This window comes from Novosphingobium sp. (genome assembly GCF_040079535.1).
GTDB lineage: Bacteria > Pseudomonadota > Alphaproteobacteria > Sphingomonadales > Sphingomonadaceae > Novosphingobium.
Window position 1 is genome coordinate 1 of sequence record NZ_JBEBKB010000065.1, and the last position, 6,575, is coordinate 6,575.

Annotated in this window: 5 protein-coding genes and 1 pseudogene; 4 read left to right on the forward strand and 2 right to left on the reverse strand. The window is 63.7% G+C overall.

All coding sequences use genetic code 11. The features are described 5' to 3' along the window. The 3 genes and pseudogenes from ABL914_RS13395 to ABL914_RS13405 form a co-directional block, all read left to right on the forward strand. Positions 1 to 398 (forward strand): annotated as a pseudogene (locus ABL914_RS13395) (ParA family protein); the annotation flags it as partial. Between the two features lie 16 nt (positions 399 to 414). Continuing rightward, positions 415 to 915, forward strand: a complete 501-nt coding sequence (locus ABL914_RS13400) for a hypothetical protein (protein WP_391563689.1) — start codon at positions 415 to 417, stop codon at positions 913 to 915. Between the two features lie 25 nt (positions 916 to 940). After that, on the forward strand, positions 941 to 2,470 hold the full coding sequence (locus ABL914_RS13405) for a tetratricopeptide repeat protein (protein WP_391563690.1): 1,530 nt from the start codon (positions 941 to 943) through the stop codon (positions 2,468 to 2,470). Between the two features lie 63 nt (positions 2,471 to 2,533). Here ABL914_RS13405 and ABL914_RS13410 read toward each other — a convergent pair whose 3' ends face one another. Together ABL914_RS13410 and ABL914_RS13415 are read right to left on the reverse strand one after the other, a co-directional pair. Further along, positions 2,534 to 3,769 carry a dihydroorotase family protein gene (locus ABL914_RS13410; RefSeq protein ID WP_391563691.1) on the reverse strand — a complete coding sequence of 412 codons (1,236 nt, stop codon included), beginning with the start codon at positions 3,767 to 3,769 and terminating at the stop codon, positions 2,534 to 2,536. Further along, entirely contained in the window at positions 3,766 to 4,776 is a 1,011-nt protein-coding gene (locus ABL914_RS13415; RefSeq protein ID WP_391563692.1) for an aspartate carbamoyltransferase catalytic subunit, read from the reverse strand. Before ABL914_RS13415 ends, ABL914_RS13410 begins: the two co-directional genes overlap by 4 nt. A 140-nt stretch (positions 4,777 to 4,916) precedes the next feature. Here ABL914_RS13415 and sppA point away from each other — a divergent pair. Next, positions 4,917 to 6,575: signal peptide peptidase SppA (gene sppA, locus ABL914_RS13420; RefSeq protein ID WP_391563693.1), on the forward strand; the 1,659-nt coding region annotated here is incomplete at its 3' end.

Sequence of the window (6,575 nt, forward strand, 5' to 3'; positions counted from 1 at the left end):
CCCGTCCCAGCCCGCACGATTTGCGCGCCGTGGGCGCCACTGTCGATCTGTGCGAACGTGCCGGAAAGCCGCTGATCTTTGTGGTCAACGCGGCCACGCCCAAAGCCAAAATCACTTCGGAAGCCGCAGTTGCGCTGTCGCAGCACGGCACTGTTGCCCCGATTACCCTGCATCACCGCACCGATTTTGCGGCCTCGATGATCGATGGCCGAACCGTAATGGAAGTTGATCCCAATGGCCGCAGCGCAGCCGAAGTGACCGCGCTGTGGGGCTATATTTCCGATCGGCTGGAAAAGAATTTCCGCCGTACCGTTTTTGCCGCCCCTGCCAGTGTAACGGCAGTTTCGGGAATGCAGCGTCCGGCTGGTGGCTTTGGCCGCCGGGTCGCAGGCTCTTAACCGGAGCGCGCGGGGCATGGCCGAACCCAAACCGATCGCTTCGCTCAGCCCCAGGCTGCTTGCCCGCAAGGGCGGCGCGCGCCCGGCGATGCGCTCGCAGGCCAGTGCCCTGCAGGTCCAGCATGACGATCTGGGCTGGAATGACATGGGGCACGATGCCGATCACACTGGCGGTCACACTGGCGGTCACACTGGCGATCTGGGTGCCAATCATACCGCAGATGTCGTGCCGATCGGTCCGGAAGCCAATTTTGCAGCGCATGTTCCTGAAGTGCTGCGCCAACAGCGCGCTGCCGTTAGCCGGATCGAGGTTGAGCGCCGCTCGGCCCTGGCCAGTGGCCGCCGCGCCGCCTTTACCCTGCGGGTTGATGCAGAACGCCATCTGAAACTGCGTCTGGCCTGCACGATCCAGGGCCGCAGTGCCCAGCAGCTGGTGACCGATGCGCTTGATGCGTTGCTGAACGATTTACCTGAAATAGCCGATCTTGCCGCCCAGGTGGCAAAAAAGTGCCATTGATTTTGTCGAGGAAGGGAGTTTTCCCATGAATACCAACCACATCCGTCGTCCGACTTCGCCGCTGAGTCTTGCTGGAGCAATCGCACTTGCGATGGTTTCCGGTGTTGGATTGAGCAACAGCGCTGTTGCCAAGGCCGGCCCCGACAAGACCGCAGCCGAAGCCCAGAAGGCCTTGGCCAAGGGCGATGTGGAAAAGGCGATTGCCCTGGCTGAATCAGTGGTTGCCGCCAACCCGCGTGAGCCGGCCTATCGCGCTCTGCTGGGTCAGGCCTATCTGCGGGCCGGGCGCTTTGAAAGCGCCGCGACGACTTTCGACGATGCGATGAAACTGGGTGACAATTCGGCCAAGACCGCACTGTCGCTGGCGCTGGCCAATATTGGTGCTGGCCGCCATCAGGATGCTGTCGGGATCCTAAACGATTGGCGTGATGCCATTCCGGCTGCTGATCTTGGCCTGGCCTATGCCCTGGCCGGCGAAACCAGCCGCGGTGTCGCCATCCTTTCGGATGCGCTGCGCTCGGGTGATAATTCGCCCAAGCTGCGCCAGAATCTGGCCTATGCCTATGCGCTGGATGGGCGCTGGCGCGAAGCCCGGGTCATGGCCGCACAGGACGTTCCGGCCGATCAGCTTGATGCCCGGCTCAGCACCTGGGCCAGCATGGCCAAGCCTGAAGATGCCAAACAGCGCGTCGCAACCCTGCTGCGCGTACCGATGCGCGCCGATTCTGGCCAGCCGGCTGCACTTGCGCTCAACGCCAGCTCGGATCAGCAGCAGCTTGCTGCTGAAACCGGCGCTGTTCGCGCTCCGGTAGCCACACCGGCCCCGGCCGCCGCGCTGGGTGCCAATGGCGAACTTCCGGCGGCTTCGGCTGAGGCATCAGCATCGCTGGCGCAGTATCAGCCGGTCGGCGCTGCAGGTTCTGCTGAACAAGCACCGGCTGCCGATGTGCCTGAGGCTTTCCGCCCCGAATACAATAGCGCCGCGGTGGTCCAGCCGCTTGATGCCACCCCGGTAGTGGCGGCATCCGCGCCCCAGCCGCGTCAGGTCCGCGTTGCTGCCGCTCCGCGCAGTGCGCACCATGCTGCTACTGCCAAGCCCAAGGCCGTTGCCCACCGCCCGGGCCTGCGTCCGCGTCATGCTGCCGCAGCGGTTGCCGGTCGCGGTTCAAGCCACCTGGTCCAGCTTGGCGCGTTCGCCAGCGAACAGGGCGCCCGCCGCGCCTGGGGCTATTATGCCAAACGCAATCCGGAACTGCGCAATTTCAAGATGAAGATCACCGCAGTAACCGTAAAGGGCCGCAAGTTCTGGCGGGTCGCTGCTGCTGGTCTTGATGGCCGCGGTGCCAATGGTCTGTGTTCAAGCGTCAAGGGCCGGGGCGGGGTATGCTTCGCCTATGCGGTCAGCGCGCCGCAGGGCCGCTCTGCTGCTGCACCAGCGATGGCGCATCGCCAGGTCAAGGCCAAGCCGAAGCTGGCAATGCGTCCGCTGGCCCATCCTGCTACCAAGCTGGCACAGGCCAAAGGCCCGGTCGGTCAGGGCAAAGCCCGCCGCTGATCGGTTCCAATACCCAACGTTACCAAAACCCCTTTGCCCCCGGGCAGAGGGGTTTTTGTATGGCTAGAGCCTGATCGCTGCGCCGCCCTTCCACAGGGCCAGGACGCGGCCTTCAACCCCTTGTTTGTCGAACGGGGTATTGCCGGCGCTCGCGGCCATCTGATCGCTATCGACCACCCACGGCTTGACGGGATCGATCAGGGCAAGATCGGCTTCCATCCCCACCACCAGCTGGCCGGCGGCGACGTTCAGCAAGCGCGCCGGATTGGCGGCCAGCAGTTCAAATGCGCGCGCAATAGTGATCACGCGGTCGCGCACCAGCCCCAGGGTCAGTGCCAGCAATGTTTCTGCCCCGGCCATGCCCGGTTCGGCATCGGCAAAGGGCAGCCGCTTGTCCTCAGGACCGCGCGGATCATGGCCCGATGCAATCACGTCGATCGTCCCATCAGCCAGCGCAGCAAGCACCGCCTGCCGGTCTGCCTCGCTCCGCAGCGGAGGGGACAGCTTGGTAAAGGTGCGGAAATCACCAATCGCGCTGTCAGACAGCATGAAGTGCGCTGGCGTGATCCCGGCCGTCACCCTGATCCCGCGGGCTTTGCCAGCACGGATCAGATCGAGCCCGCGCTTGGTGGTCACCTGGCGAAAATGGATCTGTGCGCCAGTCAGTTCGGCAAGGGCAAGATCGCGGGCGATGGCCAGGGCTTCGGCTTCGGATGGAGCAGCGGGCAGGCCCAGCCGGGTCGCCATTTCTCCTGCGGTTGCCACTGCCGCACCGGTCAGCGCGGCATCTTCGGCATGGGCGAATACAACAAGGTCCAGCATCGCGCAGTATGACAGCAGCCGGTACATCGCGCCAGAATCGTTGATCCAGCGCCGCCCGGTGGCGACTGCACGGGCGCCGGCATCGCGCATCAGCGCCAGTTCGGCGATTTCGGCGCCGGCCAGATCGCGGGTTGCCGCCGCCAGCGGATGGACCCACAGATCAGGCTTGCCCGATTGCGCGGCGAACCGGACCGCGCTGGGTTTATCCAGGACAACACCCTGATCGGGCATCAGCGCCGCGCGGGTGATCCCGCCAAAATGCAGCGCGCCCTTGTCGATCGCGAAGACCCCCAGATCGACCAGTCCCGGGGCAAGCAGCGCGCCCTTGGCGTCGATCACGGTGTCGCCCGGTTCAGCCGGACACGCGCCCAGCGCTGTAATCAGGCCATTGTCCGTGCGCAGCGCGCCCATCGCCGGTTCAGCCCCTGGCAGCACCAGCCGGGCATTGTGGATCGTCAGCGGTGCCAGACGGCTCATGCCCAGCCCTCCACTTTGCGCGCGCGGCGGGTCAGCACGTCAAGGCAGGCCATCCGGATCGCCACCCCCATTTCAACCTGGGTGGTAATCGCGCTGCGCCCGGCCAGATCGGCAACATTGCTGTCGATTTCGATCCCCCGGTTCATCGGGCCGGGGTGCATCACCAGTGCATCGGGTTTGGCCAGGGCCAACCGATCGAGCGTGAGGCCATAAAGATGGCGGTATTCGCGCGGGGAAGGGATGAATTGCCCGCTCATCCGTTCCTGTTGAAGGCGCAGCATCATCACCACATCGGCGCCATCAAGGGCGGCATCAAAATCGTGGAACGGCTGGACCTTCAGTTCTTCAACCCCCGCGGGCATCAGCGCCGGGGGGGCACAAACCCGCACTTCGGCACCCAGCGTAGTCAGGCAATGCATGTTTGATCGGGCCACCCGGCTGTGCAGGATATCGCCGCAGATTGTTACCTTGAGGCCGGAAAAATCCTGCCCGGCCCCCTTTTCTTTCAGAAGCGTGCGGATGGTCAGCGCGTCCAGCAGCCCTTGGGTGGGATGCTCATGCTGCCCGTCGCCAGCGTTAAGGACCGGACAATCAACCTTGTCTGCAATCAGCCTGACCGCACCCGAAGACTGGTGCCGGATCACAATCGCATCGGCATGCATTGCGTTCAGCGTCATCGCCGTATCGATCAGCGTTTCGCCCTTCTTCACGCTCGATTGGGCGGCGTGCATATTGACCACGTCTGCACCCAGGCGCTTGCCGGCAATTTCAAAGCTCAGCAATGTGCGGGTGCTGTTTTCGAAGAAGGCGTTGATGATTGTCAGGCCTGCCAGCCGGCCATCGCGCTTGTTTGCGCTGCGGTTCAGATCAACCCATTGTTCCGCCTCATCGAGCAGAAATAGGATCTCCCACGGGGCCAGCCCCGCCAGGCCAGTCAGGTCGCGGTGCGGGAAGGCAGCAGAGCCAGCTGGATAGCGGCTTGCGGCTTCGGATTTCGGAGCTGTCATTGAAGACAGCGCCATAGACACCGATTGCGTCCCCGGCAAGGGTGCGATGCCAATCGACCGGTGACACTGGTCAAGGCAGCAGGCCAACCCTATGTCTGGGAACACGCCACAGCCGCTCAGGCGCCGTACAGGAACCCCGCATGATTTTTGCCCGCAAGGTTTGGCACCTCCTCGTTGCCGTCAAGGATGGCCTGGTGCTGTTGTTAATGCTGCTGTTTTTCGCGGCGCTGTTCAGCGCGCTCAGCGCGCGTCCGGCCGGGGATCGGGTCAGGGATGGGGCCTTGTTGCTGCGGATTGACGGTGCAATCGTTGAAGAACCGGCCGGCGATGATCCGCTGGAAACGCTGATCGGCGGCGCAGCCCCGATGGGTCAATACCGTGCCCGCGATCTGGCCCGCGCGATCCGCCTTGCGGCCAAGGATGAACGGATCAAGGCGGTGGTGCTTGATCTTTCGACCTTCACCGGCGGCGGGCTGGTCTCGATCCAGGAAATTGGCGCGGCGATGGATGAAGTGCGCGCCGCCAAGAAGCCGGTGCTTACCTACGGCGTCGCCTATCTGGACGATGCGGTGATGCTGGCCGCCCATGCCAGCGAAGTCTGGGTCCACCCGGTGGGCGGTGTATTGGTGATGGGGCCGGGGGGAACCACGCCCTATTATGGGGATCTGCTCAAGCGCTTCGGCGTTAATGTACATGTCTATAAAGTCGGTACTTTCAAAGACTTCGTGGAACCATATGAAGGCAATCAGGCCTCTGCCGCATCGAAGGAAGCGCGCGGGGCGCTGTATGCTGCGATCTGGGAACAGTGGAAGGCCGATGTCGGCAAGGCGCGGCCCAAGGCCCGGATCGATCTGGTCACATCCGATCCGGTCGGCTGGATCAAGGCCAGCGGCGGCGATGCCGCCAAAGCTGCGCTCAGCGCCGGGCTGGTTGACAAGCTGGGCGATGATATCGCCTTTGGCGAGCGGGTAAAGGCGCTGGTGGGCGAAGAACCCGGCAACGATGCCCCCGGCAGCTTTGCCGCCAATCGGCCAGCGGCGCTGCTGGCTGCACACCCAGAAGAAAGTTCGGGCGATGCCGTGGCCGTGGTAACCGTTGCCGGTGAAATCGTCGATGGCAGCGCCGGGCCGGGCACCGCTGGAGGAGACCGGATTGCGGCCCTGATCGATCAAGCCAATGAAGATGATGCTTCGGCTTTGGTGCTGCGGGTTGATTCGCCGGGCGGCTCGGTGCTGGCTTCGGAAACCATCCGGCTGGCGGTTGAACGGTTCAAGGCCAAGGGCAAGCCGGTGGCTGTTTCGATGGCCAATTATGCGGCCAGCGGCGGCTATTGGGTATCGACCCCGGCCGGGCGGATTTTTGCCGAACCTGGCACGATCACCGGTTCGATCGGGATTTTCGCGGTGATCCCCAGCTTTGAAAAAACCTTGGCCAGTTATGGGGTGCAAAGCGATGGGGTGCGCACCACACCGCTTTCGGGCCAGCCCGATCCGATTGGCGGGATATCTCCGGAAGCGGATGCGATGCTGCAGGCCAATATCGAAAATGGCTATTCCCGGTTCATCGCGCTGGTCGCCAAATCGCGCGGCAAAAGCGCTGCTGATGTTGAAAAGGTGGCTGAAGGCCGCGTGTGGGATGGGGGCACCGCGCGCCAGAACGGGCTGGTCGATCAATTCGGCGGGCTTGATGATGCGCTGGGCTGGGCCGCGAAGGCTGCCAAGCTTGATAGCTGGCATGCCGAATTCTACGGAACCGAACCTGAAACGCTGGCTCAGCAGCTGGCCGGTATGCTGGGCGCA

What these genes read in the sequence shown, in the direction of transcription:
- ABL914_RS13400 (WP_391563689.1), top strand. Translation starts at nt 415, where the DNA reads ATGGCCGAACCCAAACCGATCGCTTCGCTCAGCCCCAGGCTGCTTGCC.
- ABL914_RS13410 (WP_391563691.1), bottom strand. Translation starts at nt 3,769, where the DNA reads ATGAGCCGTCTGGCACCGCTGACGATCCACAATGCCCGGCTGGTGCTG.
- ABL914_RS13415 (WP_391563692.1), bottom strand. Translation starts at nt 4,776, where the DNA reads ATGACAGCTCCGAAATCCGAAGCCGCAAGCCGCTATCCAGCTGGCTCT.
- ABL914_RS13405 (WP_391563690.1), top strand. Translation starts at nt 941, where the DNA reads ATGAATACCAACCACATCCGTCGTCCGACTTCGCCGCTGAGTCTTGCT.